The organism is Mycoplana sp. MJR14, assembly GCF_029210525.1.
Classification (GTDB): Bacteria; Pseudomonadota; Alphaproteobacteria; order Rhizobiales; family Rhizobiaceae; genus Mycoplana.
Genome location: NZ_JARGEO010000008.1, coordinates 113,162 through 132,477, shown reverse-complemented (window position 1 = coordinate 132,477; position 19,316 = coordinate 113,162). Strand labels below are relative to the sequence as shown.

The 19,316-nt window shown below is 66.1% G+C and carries 17 protein-coding genes and 1 riboswitch; of the genes, 12 read left to right on the top strand and 5 right to left on the bottom strand.

Annotated elements, in window-relative coordinates; all coding sequences use genetic code 11:
• Positions 1–154: 154 nt before the first annotated feature.
• From P0086_RS18470 to P0086_RS18445, 6 genes are all read left to right on the top strand, one after another.
• Positions 155–1,033, top strand: a complete 879-nt coding sequence (locus tag P0086_RS18470; protein ID WP_112597010.1) for a MurR/RpiR family transcriptional regulator — start codon at positions 155–157, stop codon at positions 1,031–1,033.
• A 123-nt stretch (positions 1,034–1,156) separates the two neighbouring features.
• On the top strand, positions 1,157–2,263 hold the full coding sequence (locus tag P0086_RS18465) for an ABC transporter substrate-binding protein (RefSeq protein WP_148179424.1): 1,107 nt from the start codon (positions 1,157–1,159) through the stop codon (positions 2,261–2,263).
• A gap of 129 nt (positions 2,264–2,392) precedes the next feature.
• Positions 2,393–3,262, top strand: a complete 870-nt coding sequence (locus P0086_RS18460; protein ID WP_112597014.1) for an ABC transporter permease subunit — start codon at positions 2,393–2,395, stop codon at positions 3,260–3,262.
• Entirely contained in the window at positions 3,259–4,047 is a 789-nt protein-coding gene (locus P0086_RS18455) for an ABC transporter permease (protein ID WP_112612040.1), read from the top strand. The genes P0086_RS18460 and P0086_RS18455 overlap by 4 nt, the downstream gene beginning before the upstream one ends.
• A 13-nt stretch (positions 4,048–4,060) precedes the next feature.
• A complete protein-coding gene (locus P0086_RS18450; protein ID WP_112612039.1) occupies positions 4,061–5,122 on the top strand; it encodes an ABC transporter ATP-binding protein in 1,062 nt (353 codons plus the stop codon).
• 101 nt (positions 5,123–5,223) lie between these two features.
• Positions 5,224–5,399: riboswitch (FMN riboswitch) on the top strand.
• Positions 5,400–5,491: 92 nt separating this feature from the next.
• Positions 5,492–5,968, top strand: a complete 477-nt coding sequence (locus P0086_RS18445; protein ID WP_112597018.1) for a 6,7-dimethyl-8-ribityllumazine synthase — start codon at positions 5,492–5,494, stop codon at positions 5,966–5,968.
• Positions 5,969–6,147: 179 nt separating this feature from the next.
• Here P0086_RS18445 and P0086_RS18440 read toward each other — a convergent pair whose 3' ends face one another.
• Positions 6,148–6,948: a LuxR C-terminal-related transcriptional regulator gene (locus P0086_RS18440; RefSeq protein ID WP_112612037.1), complete on the bottom strand. Its 801-nt coding sequence runs from the start codon at positions 6,946–6,948 to the stop codon at positions 6,148–6,150.
• Between the two features lie 201 nt (positions 6,949–7,149).
• Between P0086_RS18440 and P0086_RS18435 the strand changes: the two genes are divergently transcribed.
• The 5 genes from P0086_RS18435 to P0086_RS18415 all read left to right on the top strand — a co-directional run bounded on the left by P0086_RS18435 (position 7,150) and on the right by P0086_RS18415 (position 12,459).
• A complete protein-coding gene (locus P0086_RS18435) occupies positions 7,150–8,235 on the top strand; it encodes an ABC transporter ATP-binding protein (RefSeq protein ID WP_275788181.1) in 1,086 nt (361 codons plus the stop codon).
• Positions 8,236–8,290: 55 nt separating this feature from the next.
• Complete coding sequence (locus tag P0086_RS18430) at positions 8,291–9,454, top strand: spermidine/putrescine ABC transporter substrate-binding protein (protein WP_148655230.1); 1,164 nt, start codon at positions 8,291–8,293, stop codon at positions 9,452–9,454.
• Positions 9,455–9,930: 476 nt separating this feature from the next.
• Positions 9,931–10,797, top strand: a complete 867-nt coding sequence (locus P0086_RS18425; protein WP_275788178.1) for an ABC transporter permease — start codon at positions 9,931–9,933, stop codon at positions 10,795–10,797.
• Positions 10,797–11,615 (top strand): ABC transporter permease, encoded by an 819-nt coding sequence (locus P0086_RS18420; RefSeq protein WP_275788176.1) that lies wholly within the window; start codon positions 10,797–10,799, stop codon positions 11,613–11,615. The genes P0086_RS18425 and P0086_RS18420 overlap by 1 nt, the downstream gene beginning before the upstream one ends.
• An 82-nt stretch (positions 11,616–11,697) precedes the next feature.
• Positions 11,698–12,459, top strand: a complete 762-nt coding sequence (locus P0086_RS18415; protein ID WP_275788174.1) for an SDR family oxidoreductase — start codon at positions 11,698–11,700, stop codon at positions 12,457–12,459.
• Between the two features lie 284 nt (positions 12,460–12,743).
• Here P0086_RS18415 and P0086_RS18410 read toward each other — a convergent pair whose 3' ends face one another.
• The 3 genes from P0086_RS18410 to P0086_RS18400 all read right to left on the bottom strand — a co-directional run bounded on the left by P0086_RS18410 (position 12,744) and on the right by P0086_RS18400 (position 15,880).
• Positions 12,744–13,373 carry a hypothetical protein gene (locus P0086_RS18410; RefSeq protein WP_275788172.1) on the bottom strand — a complete coding sequence of 210 codons (630 nt, stop codon included), beginning with the start codon at positions 13,371–13,373 and terminating at the stop codon, positions 12,744–12,746.
• 116 nt (positions 13,374–13,489) lie between these two features.
• Positions 13,490–14,884: a selenium-binding family protein gene (locus P0086_RS18405; RefSeq protein WP_275788317.1), complete on the bottom strand. Its 1,395-nt coding sequence runs from the start codon at positions 14,882–14,884 to the stop codon at positions 13,490–13,492.
• Positions 14,885–15,169: 285 nt separating this feature from the next.
• On the bottom strand, positions 15,170–15,880 hold the full coding sequence (locus P0086_RS18400) for an LssY C-terminal domain-containing protein (protein ID WP_148179417.1): 711 nt from the start codon (positions 15,878–15,880) through the stop codon (positions 15,170–15,172).
• A gap of 212 nt (positions 15,881–16,092) precedes the next feature.
• On the opposite strand from P0086_RS18400, the gene P0086_RS18395 reads away from it, so the two are divergent.
• Positions 16,093–17,568, top strand: a complete 1,476-nt coding sequence (locus P0086_RS18395) for a DUF1254 domain-containing protein (protein ID WP_275788170.1) — start codon at positions 16,093–16,095, stop codon at positions 17,566–17,568.
• 45 nt (positions 17,569–17,613) lie between these two features.
• On the opposite strand, the gene P0086_RS18390 is transcribed toward P0086_RS18395, so the two are convergent.
• Positions 17,614–19,275: a urocanate hydratase gene (locus tag P0086_RS18390; RefSeq protein ID WP_275788168.1), complete on the bottom strand. Its 1,662-nt coding sequence runs from the start codon at positions 19,273–19,275 to the stop codon at positions 17,614–17,616.
• Between the last annotated feature and the right edge of the window lie 41 nt (positions 19,276–19,316).

Sequence of the window (19,316 nt, the reverse complement as noted above, 5' to 3'; positions counted from 1 at the left end):
CGGCCAGTTCTTGCTTGATGAAGAGAATTCTTCACCTCTCGTCATCTGTCAACAGGGCATGAAACGATCTCTTCAAAAAATCGTTTGACACGAAATGTGACACCGATGTTTAATTTTCCGAAGGCCGACAGAGAGCGGCAGACAGGGGAATGAATTGACGTTGAATCAGGCGACCACGACGGTATCGGACGTGATCAACGCACATTTCGACGCATTGACGCGCGCCGAAAAGCAGCTGGCGACATCACTGCTCGACAACTATCCCGTATCCGGCCTCGGCAGCATCACGACGGTGGCCGAGAATGCCGGCGTGTCGACGCCGACCGTCGCGCGCATGGTCCAGAAGCTCGGCTATCGGGGCTTTCCGGATTTCCAGGCGCATCTGCATCACGAACTGGAGGCGACGCTCTCCAACCCCATCGCCAAGCATGACCGCTGGGCTGCGAACGCACCGGGCACGCATGTGCTCAACCGCTTCGCCGATGCCGTCACCGCCAACCTGCGCCAGACCCTCTCCCAGATCGAGATCGGCGACTTCGACGGCGCCGCCGCGCTGATCGCCAACCGCAAGCGCAACGTCTACATCGTCGGCGGCCGGATCACCAAGGCGCTCGCGGACTACCTGTTCACCCACCTGCAGGTCATCCGGCCGAACGTCACGCAGCTCGCCTCCAATCCCAGTTCCTGGCCGCAATACGTCCTGAACATGAAGGCGGGCGACGTCATCGTCGTCTTCGACATCCGGCGCTACGAGCAGGAGATGGAGACCTTCGCCCGCGTCGCCCGCGCCCGCGGCGTGGAGATCGTGCTGTTCACCGATCCCTGGGCGTCGCCGATCGCCAAGTTCGCCGCCCACACCTTCCGCATTCAGATCGAGGCGCCGTCCGCCTGGGACTCCTCCGTCGTCACGCTGTTCGTCGTCGAAGCGCTGATCGAGGCCGTCCAGAGCGCCAACTGGAGCGAGACGCGCGACCGGATGAAGTCGCTCGAGGAACTGTTCGAGGCAAGCCGGCTGTTCCGGAAGCCGCGCTAGGCCTTAATCGATTCGACCAAAGCCCGAGGAATCGGGAAAAGCATTTAAAAACTGTCACATAAGCTTCATGCCGCACCAGTATCAGCTTCGCCGAAGCTGACTGACACACCAAAGGAGAAACCCGTGATGTCACGCACCCGCCGACTGCTTTCGCTCACCACGGCCATTTTCGTGGCCACCACGGCGGTCGCCGCCGCCGAGCCGAGTGCCGAACTCGTCGAAGCCGCCAAGAAGGAAGGCAAGCTGACCACGATCGCCCTGCCCCACAGCTGGTGCGGCTATGGCGACATCATTGCCGGCTTCAAGGCCAAGTATCCGGAAATCACGGTCAACGAACTGAACCCGGACGCCGGCTCGGGCGACGAGATCGAAGCCATCAAGGCCAACAAGGGCAACACCGGTGACCAGGCCCCCGACGTGATCGACGTCGGCCTGTCGTTCGGCCCGTCCTCCAAGGCCGAAGGCCTGATCCAGCCCTACAAGGTCGAGACCTGGGATTCCATTCCCGACAGCGCCAAGGATGCCGACGGCTTCTGGTACGGCGACTACTACGGCGTTCTCTCCTTCATCGTGAACACCGACATCGTCAAGGAAGTGCCGAAGGACTGGGCCGACCTGACCAAGGCCGACTACGCCAACGCCGTCGCCCTCGCCGGCGATCCGCGCACCTCCAACCAGGCCGTCCAGGCAGCTTATGCCGCCGGCCTCGCCAAGGGTGAGAAGGACGCCGCCAAGGCCGGCGAAGCAGGCCTTGCGCACTTCGCCGAGATCAACAAGGCCGGCAACTTCGTTCCGGTCATCGGCAAGTCCGCCTCGCTGGCCCAGGGCTCGACCCCTATCGTGATCGCCTGGGACTATAACGGTCTCGCCTGGCGCGACACGCTCGCCGGCAACCCGCCGCTCGAAGTCGTCGTACCGGAAACCGGCGTCGTCGCCGGCGTCTACGTCCAGGCGATCTCCGCCTTCGCACCGCACCCGAACGCTGCCAAGCTCTGGATGGAATACCTCTATTCCGACGAAGGCCAGATCGGCTACCTGAAGGGCTACTGCCACCCGATCCGCTTCAACGACCTCGTCAAGAACGGCAAGGTTCCGCAGGAGATGCTCGACAAGCTGCCGCCGGCCGCTGCCTATGAAAAGGCCGTCTTCCCGACGCTCGAGGAACAGGCCGCCGGCAAGGAAGTCATCACCGGCAAGTGGGACAGCGTCGTCGGCGCCAACGTCCAGTAATGTCAGCCCCATGCCCTCCCGCCGCCCTGGCGGGAGGGCTCTCTTTCAAGTGTCCGCACGCGGATTGCGTCCGCCGCATTTCCGTCTAAAGTCTTAGTTTCTCGCCATTTTCCGGACGATTGCCGCTCCATGAGCCATTCTGCCCTGATAGACCGACGCACCGTCATCGATTGGCTCGGCATCGCGCCGTTCATGATCTTCGCGCTGTTGTTCCTGATCCTGCCGACGCTCTATCTGGTGACCGGCGCCTTCGTCACGCCGGAGGGCGACTTCACCTTCAAGAACATCGCCGACCTGTTTTCACCCAGCATCCTCAGCGCCTACTGGATCAGCATCAAGGTCTCGCTGGCCTCCTCCCTCGGCGGCGCGGTGATCGGCTTCTTCCTCGCCTGGGCGATCGTCATGGGCGGCCTTCCCCGGTCCATCCGCTCGGGCCTTCTCACCTTTTCCGGGGTCGCCTCCAATTTCGCCGGCGTTCCGCTCGCCTTCGCCTTCATCGCCACCCTCGGCCGCACCGGGCTCGTCACCGTGCTGCTGCGCGACATGATCGGCTTCAACCTCTATTCGACCGGCTTCAACCTGCTGTCGTTCTTCGGCCTGACGATCACCTACATGTTCTTCCAGATCCCGCTGATGGTGCTGATCCTGACGCCGGCGCTGGACGGCATGAAGCGGGAATGGCGGGAGGCCTCCGAGATCCTCGGCGCCACCACCTGGCAGTACTGGCGGATGATCGCCCTGCCGATCCTCTGGCCGAGCCTGCTCGGCACGACGCTGCTGCTCTTTGCCAACGCCTTCGGCGCGATCGCCACGGCCTACGCGCTGACCGGCTCCTCGCTCAACATCGTGCCGATCCTGCTCTATGCGCAGATCCGCGGCGACGTGCTGCACAATCCCAATCTCGGCTATGCGCTGGCGCTCGGCATGATCGTCATCACCGGGCTGTCCAACGTCCTCTACATCTGGCTGCGCTCGCGCGCCGAACGGTGGCAGAAATGAAGTCGACCCGCATCCTCGCCTGGCTCGCCATCCTCATCGGCGTCATCTATTTCATCGTGCCGCTGATCGGCACCTTCGAGTTCTCGCTGCGCATGCGCCGCGGCGAATACTCCTTCGACGCCTACCAGTCGGTCTTCTCCGACATCCAGTTCCGCACCACCTTCGGCTTCTCCATGCTGATGGCGCTGTTCACCATCGTCTTCGGCATGCTGCTGGTGGTCCCGACGGCCTATTGGGTGCGCCTGCGCCTGCCGCGGATGCGCCCCGTCGTCGAGTTCATCACCCTCCTGCCGCTCGTCATCCCGGCGATCGTCATCGTCTTCGGCTATCTCAGGCTCTACAACTCCTCCTCCTTCCTGCCGCTGACGAACTCGACCTCCGGCACCAACATGCTGCTGGTGTTCTCCTACATGACGCTGTCCCTGCCCTACATGTACCGGGCGGTCGACACGGCCATGCGGATGATCGACGTCGGCACGCTGACCGAGGCCGCCGAGAGCCTCGGCGCCAAATGGCCGACGATCCTGTTTCGCTGCATCTTCCCGAACGTGATGAGCGGTGTCCTGTCCGGTGCCTTCATCACCTTTGCGATCGTGATGGGCGAGTTCACCATGGCCTCGCTGCTCAACCGGCCGGCCTTCGGTCCCTATCTCCAGCTCGTCGGCGCCAACAAGGCCTACGAGCCCTCCGCGCTCGCGATCATTGCCTTTGCCATCACTTGGCTCAGCATGGGCCTCCTGCAACTCGTTTCCCGCTTCCAGAAGACCGCGCCGGTCAAGGCCTGAGGACTTTATTCATATGTCGTTTCTTTCACTCAGCCATATCCAGAAGTCCTTCGGCCCGGTGCAGGTCGTGAGCGATTTCAACATGGAGATCGAGAAGGGCGAGTTCGTCTCCTTCCTCGGCCCGTCGGGCTGCGGCAAGACCACCGTGCTGCGCATGATCGCCGGCTTCGAGACGCCGAGCGGCGGCACCATCACGGTCGCCGGCAAGAACCAGGCCGGATTGAAGCCGAACCAGCGCAACATCGGCATGGTGTTCCAGGCCTATGCGCTCTTTCCCAACATGAACGTCTTCGACAACGTCGCCTTCGGCCTGAAGGTCGCCGGCCGTCCGAAGGAGGAGATCGACGCCCGCGTCAGGGAAATGCTCGGCCTGATCAAGCTGGAACACCTCGCCGACCGCTTCCCCTACCAGATGTCCGGCGGCCAGCAGCAGCGCGTGGCGCTCGCCCGCGCGCTGGCGCCCAAGCCGCAGGTACTGCTGCTCGACGAGCCGCTGTCGGCGCTCGACGCCAAGATCCGAGTCTCGCTGCGCGAGGAAATCCGCATGATCCAGCAGCAGCTCGGCATCACCACCGTCTTCGTCACCCACGACCAGGAAGAGGCACTGTCGATTTCCGACCGCATCGTGGTGATGAACGCCGGCTGCGCCGACCAGATCGGTACGCCCGCGGAGATCTACAACCGTCCCGCCACCCGTTTCGTCGCCTCCTTCGTCGGCACCCTCAACCTGATCGAGGCGAAGGTGGTCGATCCCGCCGTCAACCGGATCTCGATCGGCGACCAGGGCGTGACGCTGCGCGAGCCGCTCGGCCCCGTGAAGGCCGGCGACACCATCTCGCTGGCGCTGCGCCCGGAGGCGGGCTCGATCGCCGAGGGCGCCAAGGGCGACACGGCGCTGACCGGCGAGGTCGTCAGCAGCAATTTCCTGGGCTCCGTGATCCGCACCCGCATGCGCGTCGGCCCGAGCATCATCTCCTTCGACATGTTCAACAGCCCCGGCCTGGTGCCGCCGTCCGCCGGCGAGACGGTGACGCTGCGGTTCGTCGCCTCCGACCTTCTGGTGATCCGCGACTGATGCATCGCTCCGGGGCGCATTGCATCGGAAAAATGTTTCTCTCCCCGCCCGATTTCGTCGCGAACAGCATTTGCGCCGCCTGCTGCGTTGCAATATCGTTGTCATGTTCTCAGGGCGGGGCGGAATTCCCCACCGGCGGTATCGGGCAGGTTTCCGGGTGTCACTGACCCGGACGGCGCCCGGAGCCCGCGAGCGCCTTCGCCGCCCGGCGAAGGGTCAGCAGATCCGGTGCGATGCCGGAGCCGACGGTCGATAGTCCGGATGAAAGAGAGCAAGCAGGACTGAGCCCGGCGACGGGACGGCAGACCTGCGTGTTCGCCCAAGGGGATCATTGAAAAATGGCTCAACCCTTGAAAGGCCTAGACTGAAATGAACGCTACCACCCATCCCTCCGCAAGGATCGCCGTCATCAGGGCCCGCTGGCACGCCGGCATCGTCGATCGCTGCGTCGACAGCTTCGTGGCCGAATGGGCCGCGCTCGGCGGTCGCGCGCAGGACGTCGACATCATCGACGTGCCGGGCGCACTCGAGATCCCGCTGCATGCCAAGACGCTGGCCCGCACCGGACGCTACGCGGCGATCCTCGGCGTCGCCTTCGTCGTCGACGGCGGCATCTACCGCCACGACTTCGTCGCCGGCACCGTCGTCGATGCCCTGGTGAAGGTCGGGCTCGACACCGACGTGCCGGTGCTCTCGGCCGTGCTGACGCCGCACAATTTCCAGGAGAGCGAGGCGCACATCGCCTTCTTCCGCGACCATTTCGTCATCAAGGGGCAGGAGGCGGCGCATGCGGCCTCGCAGATCATCGCGGCCAGGGCGCAGGTCGCGCTGACGACCGCTGCTTGAATCTCCGCCTCAACGACCGGATTCAATCCGGCAACTTGACGCCATAAATCGTTGAAACGACAGAGGAAGCCCGGCATCGCTGCCGGGCTTTCGTTCCTTTCTTCGCCCGCGTGCCGCCCGGCCGGACCAGGGCGATGACACGAGCGAGGCGGGCGCGCCTCCACCCGGCGTCGCCGCCGCTACGGCTGCAGGTTCTTCATATAGACCGAGAGCAGCTGCATCTGCGAGGATATGCCGAGCTTGCGGTAGACGTTCCTGCGGTGAACCTTCACCGTCCCCGTCGAGATCTCCAGCGTCAGCCCGATCGATTCCGAGGAGTAGCCCTGCAGCACGAGCTCGACGATCGCCGCCTCCCGGTCGGTCAGGTTGAGCTTGCGCCAGACCCGGTCGGCGGCGTTGGCGGGTTCGTGCCGGCGCTTGCGCCCGCCGCGGGAAAGCGCGTCGAAGCGGCGCGGCAGATCCGGCCAGGCGCGCGCCGCAAAGCCGAGCACGAAGGGCGCCGCATCGCCGAGAAGCGCAAACTCTCCGGCGGTGAAGGCCCCGCTCTTCTCCCGCCGCATCAAGGACAGCACGATCGTCACCCCCTCCGGGCAGGCGACGAAGAAACCGATCTCTTCGGCGAGCTTCGTCTGTGAGTAGTAGCTGCGGTAGTATTCGCTGGAGAAGAACCGGTCCGGTGCCAGTTCGCGCATGCGGAAGACGCCGGACCGGCCGGCGCGGGCCGCGTGGTAGAACGGATCGAGCAGGAAGGGTCCGGCCTGGTAGAGACTGACGAAGATCTCGTGGTCCTCGGCCCCGAAGGTGCTGTAGAGGTCGATCGGCCGTTCTCCGCCGCGATAGGCGAAGATGACGACGTCGTCGAACGGCACCAGCGCCCGCATCGCCTTCCGAAACAGCGTCCCCGCCTCGCCGTCCGGCAGGCCCTCGCGTCCGAGACAGGCGGCGACGGCCTGGAAAAGCGCTGCAAAATCGACCCGCATGATCCCTCCGGCTCCTCCCAGCCTTCAGCCGGCCGCCCGCTGCCGCGGCGGCCGGATATACTCCTCCCACAGCGGCAAAATGGAAAAAATACCTCTTGCGGGGTATATACCTCCGCCCCGCTTCCTGACTAGCATTGGCTTCATACAGCGGCAAAGACGGCGCATGATCGCCGGCAGGTAAACAGACCGCGGGGAACAGACGTGACATCGGCTGCAAACGACATCGAGTTCCGTTCGGTGAGCAAGCGCTATGGCGCCGTCACCGCTGTCGCGGACATCAACCTCGCCGTGCCCAAGGGCGCCTTCGTGGCGCTGCTCGGCCCCTCCGGCTGCGGCAAGACCACCTGCCTCAGGATGATCGGCGGCTTCGAGCATCCGAGCGAGGGCGAGGTCTTCGTCGGCGGCAGCCCGATGAACGGCGTACCGGCCTACCGCCGCCCGGTGAACATGGTGTTCCAGCAATATGCGCTGTTTCCGCATTTCGACGTCGAGAACAACGTCGCCTACGGGCTGAAGCAGCTCCGCCCGCGCCTGCCCGCCGCCGAGATTTCCCGCCGCGTCGGCGAGGCGCTGGAGATGGTCCGCCTCGGCGGCTTTGCCAGGCGCCGCATCCACGAGATGTCCGGCGGCCAGCAGCAGCGCGTGGCGCTCGCCCGCGCCCTCGTCAACAAGCCGCAGGTGCTGCTGCTCGACGAACCGCTCGCCGCCCTCGACAAGAAGCTCCGCACCGCCATGCAGTTCGAGCTGCAGAGTCTGCAGCGCGAGCTCGGCATCACCTTCGTCCTCGTCACCCACGACCAGGAGGAGGCGCTGTCGATGAGCGACCTCGTCTGCGTCATGAATGCCGGACGGATCCGCCAGCTCGCCTCGCCGAAGGAGATCTACGACCATCCGGCCGATCTCTTCGTCGCCGATTTCGTCGGCAAGACCAACCGGCTGCCGGCGACCGTGGATCCGGCGAGCGGCAGCGTGACGCTCGGAAACGGCCGGACGCTGACGACGGCCAGGGCGCGCGCGATGAGCGCCGGCGCGGCGACGGTGGCGCTGCGGCCCGAGGTCATCCGCCTGGCGCGTCCCGCCGCCGCCAACGGCGCCCTCCTCGAGGGCACGGTCACCCACCGCATCTTCCTCGGCTCCTCGGCCGAATATTCGATTTCCGTTCCCGGCCTCGGCGATCTCCTCGTCACCGCCGAGCGGCACGGCACTGCAGAGAGCGACCTCGTCGAGCCGGGCGAGACGGTCGCGATGAACTTCGATCCCGGCGAAGCGCACATCTTTCCGGCGTGAATGAACCAGCCTGAGGGGAACAGGCGCGTCATCAATTGAAGAAGGGAACAGCGTCATGACGAAATGGTACAGACAGAATGCCCCGATCACGGCCAGTCGCCTGATGGACGAGCTGATGCGCGTCAAGCGCGGTTCGGTCACCCGCAGGCACTTCCTGGGCGTCACCGGCCTCGGCCTCGCCGCAGCCGTGGTCGGCGGCCGCCAGCCCGGCGTCTTCGGTTCGCCCGCCTACGCCCAGGACCTCGGCTCGACCATGTCGCTCGCCACCTGGCCGAACTACCACGACCCGGCGACCTTCGAGGCCTTCACCGAAAAGACCGGCGTCGCCGTCGAGGTCAACGTCTTCGGCTCCAACGAGGAGATGCTGGCCAAGCTCCAGGCCGGCGGCACCGGCTGGGACCTGTTCGTGCCGACCAACTACACGATCTCCACCTATGCCAAGCTCGGCCTGATCGACCCGCTCGATCTCGCAAAGGTGCCGAACTTCGACCCGAAGACCCAGAACACCCGCTTCACCGCGGAAGGAACGGTCGACGGCACCGTCTATGCGCTGCCGAAGAACTGGGGCACGACCGGCATCGCCTTCAACGCCGACAAGATCAAGTCGCCGATCACCAGCTGGAAGGACTTCTTCGACGTCGCCATGGGTGAGGCCGACGGCCGCGCCATGGTGCACGACTACCAGCTGACCACCATCGGCAACGCACTGGTGGCGCTCGGCTATTCCTTCAATTCGATCAAGCCGGAGGAACTCGCCAAGGCCGAGGAACTGCTGATCAAGGTCAAGCCGCACCTCTACGCCATCAACAGCGACTACCAGCCCTCGATGCGCGCCACCGACGCCTGGATGACCATGTGCTGGACCAACGACGGCGCCCAGCTCAACCGCGACATGCCGGAGATCCACTTCGTGCTCGGCAAGGACGGCGGCGAGATCTGGTCGGACTTCTACGCGATCCCGAAGAGCGCGGCCAATAAGCCGGCCGGCTATGCGCTCCTGAACTTCCTGATGGATCCGGCGGTCGCGGTGAAGGAGCACATCGCCAACGGCGCGCCGACCACCGACAGCCGCGTCCTGGCGCTCCTGCCGCCGGAGATCACGTCGAACAAGATCGTCTATCCGGACGAGGCTTCGCTGACGCCGCTGGAATTCGGCGCCGCCGTGACGCTCACCGACCCGGCGCGCGCGGAGCTGATGGCGCGGTTCAAGTCGGCGTAAGGGGCAGACTGCGGCGCGGCTTGGCGGCCGCAATGCCGGCCGGCCCCTCATCCGCCTGCCGGCACCTTCTCCCCGCAGGCGGGGCGAAGGACGATCGCCGCGCCCGCCCTGCTCCTGCCGCAGCCTCGCCCTGCTGCTCCGGCGAACGCTTGCAACGCTCCCGCACCCACGCGGGCGGAGGCGGCAGCAAGCGATGCCGCACTGCCTGCGAGCGGATCGTCTGAAGCAAGGCAGGACGGCGCGGCTTGTCCCTTCTCCCCGCTTGCGGGGAGAAGGTGGCGGCAGCCGGATGAGGGGCAGTTCAGCCCCCTTCGATGCTGCCGGCGGTCGCTGCATGCGAACGCAGGCCACCGGTGCCGATCGCACCGGGCGCGGAACCCGCCGCCACGACAAGAACCGCACCGGCGGATGCCCCCGCCCGTGTCATCGCCCCGCCGCCCCCAACGGGCGGCACCTATCGAACCCGGATACCCCTGATGCCCCTGGCACCGAAAACGAAACGCACCCTGGTCACGACCGCGCTCCTGGCGCCGTCGGGCCTGTGGCTGTTCGTCTTCCTCGTCCTGCCCTTCGTCGCCATGGTGGTGTTCTCCATCGGCGAGCGGGCGCCGGCCGGCGGCTACCAGCCGGCCTTCACGCTCGCCCAGTATGCCAACCTGCCCGCCCGCGCCGCCGCCTACTGGAACACGCTCATCCTCGCCCCCGTCGGCGCCTTCGTCTGCCTGCTGGTCGCCTATCCGGCCGCCTACTATCTGGCGGTGAAGGCCGACCCGCGCTACCGGCTGATGCTGGTCTCGCTCGTGGTCGTCCCCTTCTGGACCAGCCTGCTCGTGCGCACCTATGCCTGGATGTACATCCTCGGCTCGCGCGGCATCCCCAACCTGCTCTCGATGATCGGCATCGAGGACGTGCGCATGCTGAACACGCCCGGCGCCGTGCTGCTCGGCATCGTCTACGGCTACCTGCCGCTGATGATCATGCCGATCTATGTCAGCCTGGAAAAGCTCGATCGCCGCCTGCTGGAGGCCTCCGCCGACCTCGGCGCGAAGCCGGTCTCGACCTTCTTCTCCGTGACCCTGCCGCTGTCGCTGCCCGGTGTGATGACCGGGGTGGCGCTCGTCACCATCCTGCTGCTCGGCGAATACCTGATCCCGCAGCTTCTCGGCGGCGGCAAGGTGTTCTTCATCGGCAATGCGCTGGTCGACCTGTTCCTGCAGTCGCGCAACTGGCCGTTCGGCTCGGCGATCGCCGTCACGCTGGTGCTCGTCGTCGTCGTCGTGCTGATGGTGGCGATGCGGATCGCCTGGAAGATTTCCGGCTCCAGACAGGTGGATCTCGTGTGATGCGCGCCCTGATGACCGCCGTCTACCTCTTCCTCTACGCGCCGATCGCGCTGGTGGTGCTGTTCTCCTTCAACGCCGGCCGCAGCGCCAGCGAGTTCACCGGCTTCTCGCTGCAGTGGTACGGCCGTGCGCTCGGAAACACCTTCCTGGTCACCGCCCTGCAGAACAGCCTGATCATCGCGTTCACCAGCGCCGTCCTCGCCGCCGTCTTCGGCACCATGGCCGCACTCGGCATGCAGCGGCTCGGCCCGCGCGCCCGCGCGGTCTTCGACGGCCTGATGGCGGCGGCGATCGTCGTTCCCGGCGTCGTCATCGGCATTGCCACCCTCGTCGCCCTCGTCGCCGTCTTCGGCGCGATCAACCCGGCGATCGCGAGCCTCTGGCCGGGCGAGCAGCCGCCGCAGTTCGGCCTCGGCTACGGCTCGATCATCGCTGCCCACGGCCTCTTCACCATGGCGCTGGTGACGATGATCGTGAAGGCCAGGATCGCAAGCCTCGGCCGCGACATCATCGAGGCCTCCGCCGATCTCTACGCCACGCCCTGGACCACCTTCCACCAGATCGTGCTGCCGCAGATCCTGCCGTCGGTGCTGGCCGGCTTCCTGCTCGCCTTCACCTTCTCCTTCGACGATTTCATCGTCGCCTTCTTCGTCGCCGGCTCGAAGACGACGCTGCCGATCTACGTCTTCGCCTCGATCCGGCGCGGCGTGACGCCGGAGATCAACGCGATCGCGACCATGGTGCTGGTCGCCTCGCTCGTCCTCATTCTCGCCGCACGGGTGCTGATGCGCGAGAGGAAAACGAAAGGCACCGACTAGTGCATGCCTCCCGGAAGCGGTCACCGGTTTCGGGACGAAGACATGCATCGTTTCAAAGTGCAGTCACTGGGGAGTGAAACAGATGATCCTGAAGGACCAGGTCGCCATCGTCACCGGTGGCGGCTCCGGCATCGGCCGCGCCGGCGCCGAGATCATGGCGCGCGAGGGGGCGATGGTCGTCGTCGTCGACCGCGATGCGGCGGGGGCTGCGGAAACCGTGGCCCGCATCGCCTCTGCCGGCGGCCGCGCCGAGACCGCCGTGCTCGACGTCACCGACGACGCGGCCGTCGCGGCGATGGTCGCGGGTGTCCTCGCCCGCCTCGGCCGCATCGACATCCTCCACAACCACGCCGGCGCGCAGGTGGAAGGCGACCTCGAGCAAGTCTCGATCGAGGGCTTCGACCGCTCCTGGGGCCTGAACGTGCGCGCCCATTTCATCGCCGCCCGCCTTGTCGTGCCGGCGATGAAACGGCAGGGTAAGGGCGTGATCCTCAACACGTCCTCGTCGTCCGGCATCCTCTACGATCGCGAGATGATCGCCTACACGACCACCAAGCACGCCGTCATCGCGATGACGAAGCAGATGGCCGGCGACTACGCCCGCTTCGGCATCCGCGTCAACGCGCTCTGCCCCGGCTGGGTCGATACCCCCTTCAACGCCCCCTTCATCGGCCAGATGGGCGGCCGCGCGGCGATCGAGGCCTATGTGCGCGACAAGGTGCCGATGGGCCGCTGGGCCGACGTCTCGGAAATCGCCGAACCGATCCTCTTCCTCGTCTCCGACCGCTCCAGCTACATGACCGGCCAGGCGCTGGTGGTGGACGGCGGCGAGACGGTGGTGTGAGGGGCGGCACCTACGCTCCGCACGCCGAGACAGAAGACGAACCGCGAGCTGAGTTTGACGTCCGGAACGCCCCTACCCCGTCATGCCGGACTTGATCCGGCATCCAGCACGCGCAAGTCCTTGCGCGATAAAGCATTTTCCGCGTCGCGGACGCGACGCCGCTGGACCCCGGATCAAGTCCGGGGTGACGGAGACATTCGACAGCGGTACCCGCCGTCCAACTGCCCGGCAGGCGCAGGGCCTGGCAATCTGCTATTGCCCTTCCCCATCCCGCGCAATGGATCCTACCCCACGATCAGCATCACCCCCGTCCCCACCAGCACCAGCGTCCACACCAGATCGACATTGACCCAGCCGCTGCGCAGGATACCGAGCCCGACGAAGCGGTAGACGGCGAAGGCGGCGGTGGCCGTAGCCGCCAGCATCGCGGCCGTATGCACGCCGACGGCGGCGAGCGCGGTTGCCGCCGAGCCGCCGGCATCGAGGCCGGCGAGCGGTCCGCTCGCAACGCAGAGCGGCATCAGCGCCGGCAGCACCATCAGACCAGCGCCATGTGCCGTTGCCATCAGGAACGACCACACCGCCAGCCCGGCAAGCCCGGTCGTCATGCCGATGCGGACGCGCCGCCTGTGCCCGTAGAGGAGGTGCAAGAGCGCCCAGCCGACCAGCAACATCCCCGTCGCCGTCCGCAGCCGGCCCTGATCGACCATCAGCCCGGCCGTCACCAGTACGCCGGCCACCGCCGCGACAGAGGCCGCATGCCCGATCGCGATCGCCGGCACCGCCTTGGCCACCGCCGCCCCGCTGCCGCGATGCACGCCGAGCGCGACGGCGAACAGCCAGCCCATCGCCGGGTTCAGCCCGTGGAAGGCGCCGAGCCCGGCAAGCATCAGCCATGGCCAGAACGTGTCCATGTTCGCCTCGTCGGTTCATCAGCCGGCGCCGGATCGGCTTCCTTCGTCGGTACCCCGTCGCCCTTCAGGGGCAGCGGCACCGGCGCGATGCGCCGCCGCCGGTCGCCGCAGCCCGCTCACGGATAGCAGTAGGAATCCGACGAGCAGTCGCCGCCCTGCAGGCGGACCTGGTGCGGCCGGTGCGACTTCGGCCATTCGACGAAGAATTTTTCGTCGAAGGCGATCCCGCCGTCAGGTTTCGCATCGAGCTTCACCATCCAGCCATCGATGCCTTCCGGGTAGAACTGCTCGTCGATCACCCCGTAGAGCGAATTGGTGAAATAGACCCGCCTGCCGTCGCGGCTGATCTCCACCATCTGCGGCCCGCCGTTGAGCGTACCGTTCTTAGCCCCCGGATGGCTGGCGCGCGCGACGATCCCGCCGATCCGCACCTTCCCCGTCTGCTTCGGCTTGAACGGGTCGGAGACGTCGAACTGCAGGAGGTCGCCGGTCCCCCAGCAGGAGACGTAGAGGAAACGGTCGTCCATGGAGAGGTCGATGTCGGTGACGAGCGGCGGCACCGCCCCGAAACCCTTCAGCATCGGCGGCAACGTGTCCGGATCGGCGGGCTCGGCCGGGATGTCGATCACCTTCGTCACCGCCCATTTGTCGCCGTCGCGGTGCCAGACCCAGATCGCCGAGGACAGGTCCTCCAGGCAGAGCACCGTGTTGACGAAGCCGTAGGCCTTCGTCGGGTCATGGGCGGGGCGGAGCTCGAAGACGAGCTGGTACTTGTCGCCGAAATCGATCGTCTGCAGGTGCTTGCGCTTGTGCAGGTCCCAGAAATGCAGGCGGCGGCCGTATTTCGCCCCCAGCAGGATCTCCGGCACGAGCCCGTTCTCGAAGGTATCGGGCGTGCCCCATTCGCTGGTCACCAGCGTGTCGTGGCCGAGATGCCACCAGACGTCGTAGGAGAGCTGCTGCGGCCCGCGGTCCATCTCCCAGCGGCCGCGGACGTCGAAGGTCTCGTGGTCCATCAGGAACACCCCGCCCGGCGCCTTGCCCTCGGCGTTGCCGAGCGCTGCCACATAGATCCCCTCCGGCCCGCAATGGACGGTGTGCGGCCGGGTATAGCCCGCCCGCTCGGCGACCTCGGCCGGCTCCACCACCTTGGCGATCGTCGGCCGCCGGGCGTCCGGTTTCGTGTCGACGATGTGGATGCGCGAGGATTTCAGGCCGGGCACGACCAGATAGCGCCGCTCGGCATGGGGATGCGGCGCATTCGGACACAGGCACGAGGAGCAGGCGTTCCAGCCGAAATGATGCAGTTCGTCCCCGACGTTCGGCATCGAGAGTGTGTGCACGATCTGCCCGTAGGTGGAGGATTTCGGATCGACGTCGACGACGGCGAGATGGTCCGGCACCTTGCGCGCCGGATCGAAGGCGGCGACATAGGCCAGCGTCTCCGGTTCGGCCTTCATCGCCATGCGCGGCGACGGATAGAAGCTCGGGTCGGGTTTCCAGGTTCCCATATGAGTTGCCATGTGAAGTGCTCCTGCGTTGCTGGACGACTTCAGATGCTCGCACGTTGCATGCCGGGGCCGTCTCGGCGCCGCGGGCGGGGCAGGATCGATCACTTGCAACGGGACTGCGAGACGGCGTTCAGCCGGCGGGCACGCGGGGCCGGCCGGGCTATCCTCCCCATGCGCGCAATTCTGTCAGATAAGACGCGCCTTGTGCAGCCCCCATCTGGCCACCTGGCCGCCGGCGGATGCAAGAGAGATCCGCCCCTCCCTGGGCGATGCCAGTGACGGCGCCTATTGTCCCTCGGGCTCAACCAGCACGCCCACGACCGCCTTGCCGTCGGTGAAGTACCGATCCCCGCCGCCGTTGCGGCCGTCCTCGGTCGCGCCGACGCCTTCGATCTCGTAGGTGGAGGTCAATTGCCCGGCGGTCTGCAGGTCGCCGATCACGAGGTTGCGCTCGGCATCGACGTCCGGGCCGATGTGGTGGGTGATCTGACCGGTGTCGTGGCTGAGCCCGACGCCACGATCGAAGCTCGCCGATCCGAGCCACAGCGGCCGCCCGTCCTCGCCGGTCTTCTCCGTCTGCCAGAAGCGGACGTGGTTGCGCTGGTCGGCGCTGTGCCCCACCGGCTTTTCGAAGGCGAGATCCTGCTTGCGGCCCTCGAACAGAAGCGTGCTCACCGGCGCGTCGAGGTCCGGCCGGTCGAGCACGACGGAAAGGCCGATGTCGATCGAGGACCGCAGCGTGATCCTGTCGGCCGGGTCCCAATGGGCGGCGGCGAAGGCGCGGACCACCTCTTCCTTCGTGCCGACCAGCCCGACATTGATCGGATCGCCCGGAATGTCGTCGGGTGTGACGGTGACCATGCTGTCGAGACTGCCGACCTCCTTCGCATCGCGGAAGATCCAGATCTCCGGCAGCACGAAATAGGCGACGAACAGATAGAGCCCGAGCAGCACGGTGATGCTGCCGACCGCCAGATGCGATTTCCTCCGGACCATCGTCCCCGCCCCCCTCTCCCGCGCCGCGCACCGGAAGGGGCGGCAACCGCCGTGCGCCCTGCGGGCATGAGGCGGCCGTGGAGATTAGCACAGCGCCGCAACCCGGGAAATGAATGGAGTTTGACGTGCGCCGGCACGTGACTTTCTCCAAGTCTCCCCTAGGTACTTGCGCAGCAGCATTTCCCGGGGGACCGACGATGGCGAAATGGCACATGAATGTTGCACTGGTCGCCTCCGTGTTGGCGGCGGGCGCCCTCCTTCAAAACCCGACCAAGGCCCAGGATGCGAAAGCCCCGCCGCTCGTCGAGCAGATCGACAATGGAAAATGGCTTCCGAAGGACGAGGCTGAAGCGCTGCGCGATGAGCTTTTCTATCAGAGTGCAGTCCAGTCCTACATCCTGACGATCCCCATCCTGAACACCATCGGCATGCGTGACGGATCGGAGTCGGCGTTCGGGAGCGGCTACAACGTTCTTCCGATCTGGAAGGACCGGATGGACAGCCGCACATGGGTGCCCACGCCGAACGCCGATGTGATCTATTCGATGAGCTATCTGGACCTCAAGAAGGATGGTCCGCTCGTTGTCGCCGCTCCGCCGAACGTCATCGGCATGTTCACCGATTTCCAGCAGCGTACGATCACCGACGTTGGCGCGGTCGGCCCGGATCGCGCCCGCGGCGGTCTCTATCTGCTCCTGCCCCCCGACTATGACGGCGAGGTCCCCGGCGGCTATTTCGCATTCAGGTCGGCAACCAACAACGTCTTCCTGTTCTTCCGCACCATCATGACGCAGGGCGCGAACGGGCCCGATCCGGCGCCCGCGGTCGCCAATGCCGAACAGACGCGGGTCTACCCGCTCTGGACGCCCGAAAAGGATGCGAAGCCGATGGATTTCCCAAATGCCAGCGGCAAGCGCATCAACATGATGTACCCGACCGACAGCACCTATTGGACCAAGCTGAAGGCCTATGTGGACTACGAGCCCGTCGCCGCGATCGATCCGGTGACGCGCGGGATGCTCGCCGCCGTGGGCATCGTCAAGAACCAGCCCTTCGAACCGACCGAGACGCAGAAAGAGCTTCTGCACAAGGCGGTCACGACCGCGCCGAAGATGATCATGGCAGCGCGCCAGCTCGGCCGCCCCGACAAACGCAACCTCTACTACAAGGATCGCCAGTACGAGAACACGTGGGCAGGCGGGACCGCCGAGTGGAACCAGGCCACCTATCTGGACATCCTGCAGCGGGCCTCGTTCTTCCAGATCGCCTATTCATCGGCACCGGCCATGGTCATGCACACGATCGGCGCCGGCTCCAAATACCCCTTCACGGTGCGCGACAGCGACGGCGAATTCCTGGATGGCTCGAAACGCTATAAGCTGCACCTGCCCCCGAACCCGCCCGCCGCGCTCTTCTGGGCCGTGACGGCCTATAACATCACCGACGGGACAATGCCGGAGACGGAACAATTGCTGCCGTCCATCAATGGCTTCAACAAGGTGACGACGAACGAGGACGGCTCCATTGACCTCTATTTCGGCCCGAACCTGCCGGACAACGTGGACAGGTCGAATTTCATCCAGACCGTTCCGGATCGCAATTTTCTCGCAACCGTGCGCCTGTACGGCACAGGTGCGGAGTTCTACGATCAGACGTGGAAGCCGGACGACTTGGTGAAAGTGCCCTGACGGTCCCCGAGCTCCGGGTGTCGGAGCGCCGACAGCCTGCCGGGCTCACCCCACCGGCACATGCCCGATCCCCTTTTCGGCGATCTCGTCCAGCGCCTCCTCATACCCCGCATCCGCATAGCGGATCACCCCCAGCGCCGTGTCGTTGGTGAGCGCATGCTGTAGCCGCTCGGCGGCGGCGTTCGTGCCGTCGGCGACGACGGTGACGCCGCAGCTCGTCATGTAGCCGGCATAGCCGCCGCCGCCGGAGTGGACGACGACGAGGTCGGCCATGGACGAGGAGAGCAGCATGGCATCGAGCAGCGGCCAGTCGGCGATCGCATCCGAGCCGTCCTTCATCCGCTCCGTCATGATGTTGGGATGGGCCATGGCGCCGGCGTCCAGATGGTCGCGGGAAAAGGCGACCGGTCCCTTGAGTTCGCCGTCTTCCACCAGCCGGTTGACCGCCAGCGCCAGCTCGGTCCGCTCGCCGTGGCCGAGCCAGGCGATCCGCGCCGGCAGGCCCTCGAAGGGGATGTTGTCGCGCGCCAGCCGGATCCAGTTGGTGACGATGCGGTTGTCGGGAAACATTGCGAGCACCAGCTCGTCGATGCGGGCGATGTCGCTCGCCTCGCCCGACAGCGCCATCCAGCGGAACGGCCCGATGGCGCGGGCAAACAGCGGCCTGAGATAGGCCTCGGTGAAGATCGGGATGTCGAAGGCGTTGGCAACGCCGCCCTCGCGCGCCTGGGTGCGGATCAGGTTGCCGTTGTCGAACACCTCCGCGCCCCTCTTCTGGAATTCCAGCATCGCGCCGACATGCTCGACGATCGAGGCGCGGCTCGCCGCCATCAGCTGCCCCTGCCCGTCATCCCTGAGCGAGCGCACCTGATCGAGGCTCATTCCCTTCGGCACGTAGCCGTAGACGAGATCGTGCGCGGAGGTCTGGTCGGTGACGATGTCGGGCACGATGCCGCGCCGGGCGATCTCCGGATAGATGTCGGCGGCATTGCCGACGAGGCCGATCGAGGTGGCGCGCTTCTCCTTCACCGCCGCGTCGATCATCGCGAGCGCGGTGTCGAGGTCGGGCGCCACCTGCTCCAGATAACCGACCGCCTTGCGCTTTTCCGCCCGCTCCGGATCGATGTCGACGCAGAGGATCGCAGCCCCTGCCATCCGGCCGGCGAGCGGCTGCGCCCCGCCCATGCCGCCGAGCCCCGCCGTCAGGATGAACCGGCCGGCGAGCGAGCCGGAAAAGCGCTTCTCGGCGATCCGCATGAAGATCTCGTAGGTGCCCTGGATCACCCCCTGGCTGCCGATATACTGCCAGGCGCCGGCCGTCAGCCCGCCCCAGCAGATCAGCCCTTTTCGCTGCAGCTCGTAGAACACCTCCGCCTTTGCCCACTGGCCGACGATGTTGCAGTTGGCCATGATGACGAGCGGCGCCTTGGCATGGGTCCTAAGCAGCCCGACCGGCTTGCCCGACTGGATCAGGAGCGTCTGGTCCTCCTCCATCTCGCACAGGGCCTTGACGATCGCCCGGTGCGCGGCCCAGTTGCGCGCCGCCTTGCCGAGCGCCGCATAGACCACCAGGTTGTCGGGGTCCTCACCGACAGACAGCACGTTTTCCAGCAACCGCAGCAGCCCCTCCTGCCGCCAGCCCCTGGCGCGCAGCACCGGGCCACCGGGGATCGGAAAGTTCGGATGGCGGGGATTGGGTGTGGGCATGATGGTCTCCTGGAAATGGTGGCCTGCATCTTCATCGGCAT

Coding starts and splice junctions, on each gene's coding strand:
- P0086_RS18425 (WP_275788178.1), top strand. CDS start 9,931: ATGCCCCTGGCACCGAAAACGAAACGCACCCTGGTCACGACCGCGCTC.
- P0086_RS18400 (WP_148179417.1), bottom strand. CDS start 15,880: ATGGTCCGGAGGAAATCGCATCTGGCGGTCGGCAGCATCACCGTGCTG.
- P0086_RS18390 (WP_275788168.1), bottom strand. CDS start 19,275: ATGCCCACACCCAATCCCCGCCATCCGAACTTTCCGATCCCCGGTGGC.
- P0086_RS18395 (WP_275788170.1), top strand. CDS start 16,093: ATGAATGTTGCACTGGTCGCCTCCGTGTTGGCGGCGGGCGCCCTCCTT.
- P0086_RS18445 (WP_112597018.1), top strand. CDS start 5,492: ATGAACGCTACCACCCATCCCTCCGCAAGGATCGCCGTCATCAGGGCC.
- P0086_RS18455 (WP_112612040.1), top strand. CDS start 3,259: ATGAAGTCGACCCGCATCCTCGCCTGGCTCGCCATCCTCATCGGCGTC.
- P0086_RS18450 (WP_112612039.1), top strand. CDS start 4,061: ATGTCGTTTCTTTCACTCAGCCATATCCAGAAGTCCTTCGGCCCGGTG.
- P0086_RS18440 (WP_112612037.1), bottom strand. CDS start 6,948: ATGCGGGTCGATTTTGCAGCGCTTTTCCAGGCCGTCGCCGCCTGTCTC.
- P0086_RS18460 (WP_112597014.1), top strand. CDS start 2,393: ATGAGCCATTCTGCCCTGATAGACCGACGCACCGTCATCGATTGGCTC.
- P0086_RS18420 (WP_275788176.1), top strand. CDS start 10,797: ATGCGCGCCCTGATGACCGCCGTCTACCTCTTCCTCTACGCGCCGATC.
- P0086_RS18405 (WP_275788317.1), bottom strand. CDS start 14,884: ATGGGAACCTGGAAACCCGACCCGAGCTTCTATCCGTCGCCGCGCATG.
- P0086_RS18430 (WP_148655230.1), top strand. CDS start 8,291: ATGACGAAATGGTACAGACAGAATGCCCCGATCACGGCCAGTCGCCTG.
- P0086_RS18410 (WP_275788172.1), bottom strand. CDS start 13,373: ATGGACACGTTCTGGCCATGGCTGATGCTTGCCGGGCTCGGCGCCTTC.
- P0086_RS18415 (WP_275788174.1), top strand. CDS start 11,698: ATGATCCTGAAGGACCAGGTCGCCATCGTCACCGGTGGCGGCTCCGGC.